We start from the raw sequence: 1,362 nt of genomic DNA on the forward strand, positions 1-1,362 counted from the left end.
GGTGACGCATAATTTCTTTCGCAAATTGACAACCGCATAGCGGAACACGGCCCGCGCCCCGTCATATGATTTCTAGCGGCTAAACAACAAATCAACGACGAAAGGGGCACGGGCCGTGTCTGCGAACATCGTAACAGTCGACGAGGAGTCGCTGCGCAAGGACATAAAGAATCTGGTGAGGAAGACCGTCGAGGAGACGCTCAACGCGCTGCTCGACGAGGAGGCGTCCGAGCTCGTAGGGGCCGGGCGCTACGAGAGGACGGCAGGCCGGGAGGCATACCGCAGCGGCCACTACGCGAGAAAGCTCGTCACCGGGGCAGGAGAGGTCGAGCTCAACGTGCCGAAGCTGCGCGGCGCGACCTTCCAGACGGCCGTTATCGAGCGCTACCGCAGGCGCGAGACTTCGGTCGAGGAGGCCATCGTCGAGATGTACCTCGCGGGCGTCTCGACCAGGAGAATCGAGGACGTCTCCGAACTCCTCTGGGGAGCGCCCGTGTCCTCCGGCACCGTCTCCAACCTCAACGAGAAGGCGTTCGCGTCCATCGAGGCCTGGCGCCAGAGGCCGCTCGAGGGCGATTACCCTTACGTTTTCGTCGACGGCATCTACCTCAAGCGCAGCTGGGGAGGGTCCTACGAGAACGTGGCCGTTCTGGTGGCCATCGGCGTCAACTCCACCGGCGACCGGGAGGTCATCGGCTGCGCGGAGGGCTACACCGAGTCGGCGGACTCGTGGCGCGAGTTCTTCTCGTGGCTCAGGGGGCGCGGGCTCTCCGGCGTGCGGCTCGTCACCGGCGACAAGTGCGCGGGGATGCTCGGTGCGCTCGAGGAGGTGTTCCCCGGGGCACGCTACCAGCGCTGCACGGTCCACTTCTACCGAAACGTGTTGGGAAGGGTGCCCGTGACCAGGAGGAAGGCCGTGGCGCGCATGCTGAAGGCGATTCACGCGCAGGAATCGCGCGAGGCGTGCTCGAGGAAGGCGGCGGAGGTGGCGGACGAGCTGGACGGGATGAGGCTCGGCGCGGCCGCGAGGACGGTGCGCGACGGCTTCTCCGAGACTCTCGCCTACACGGACTTCCCGCCGGAGCACTGGCGCAGAATCCGGACCAATAACGGTATCGAGCGCATCAACCGCGAGATCAGGCGGAGGACGAGAGTCGTAGGGACCTTCCCGGACGGCAACTCGGCCCTGATGCTGGTGACGGCGAGGCTGAAGTACATCGTGGAGCACGAATGGGGCAAGAGGAGGTACCTGGACATGTCGAAGCTGGAGGAGATGGACGAGCTGAGCAAGAAGGCGGAGGGCTAGAGCAAGGCGGGGCCGAGGCCGCCTCGATCAATTTGCGAAAGAATCTTGACGGTACC

General features: G+C 64.8%; 1 protein-coding gene. It reads left to right on the forward strand.

Going from position 1 to position 1,362, the window contains the following annotated elements:
• Positions 1 to 115: 115 nt before the first annotated feature.
• Positions 116 to 1,306 (forward strand): IS256 family transposase, encoded by a 1,191-nt coding sequence (locus tag DXD77_RS10215; protein ID WP_117648577.1) that lies wholly within the window; start codon positions 116 to 118, stop codon positions 1,304 to 1,306.
• Positions 1,307 to 1,362: the final 56 nt, after the last annotated feature.

This window comes from Collinsella sp. TM09-10AT (assembly GCF_003436275.1).
Lineage (GTDB): Bacteria > Actinomycetota > Coriobacteriia > Coriobacteriales > Coriobacteriaceae > Collinsella.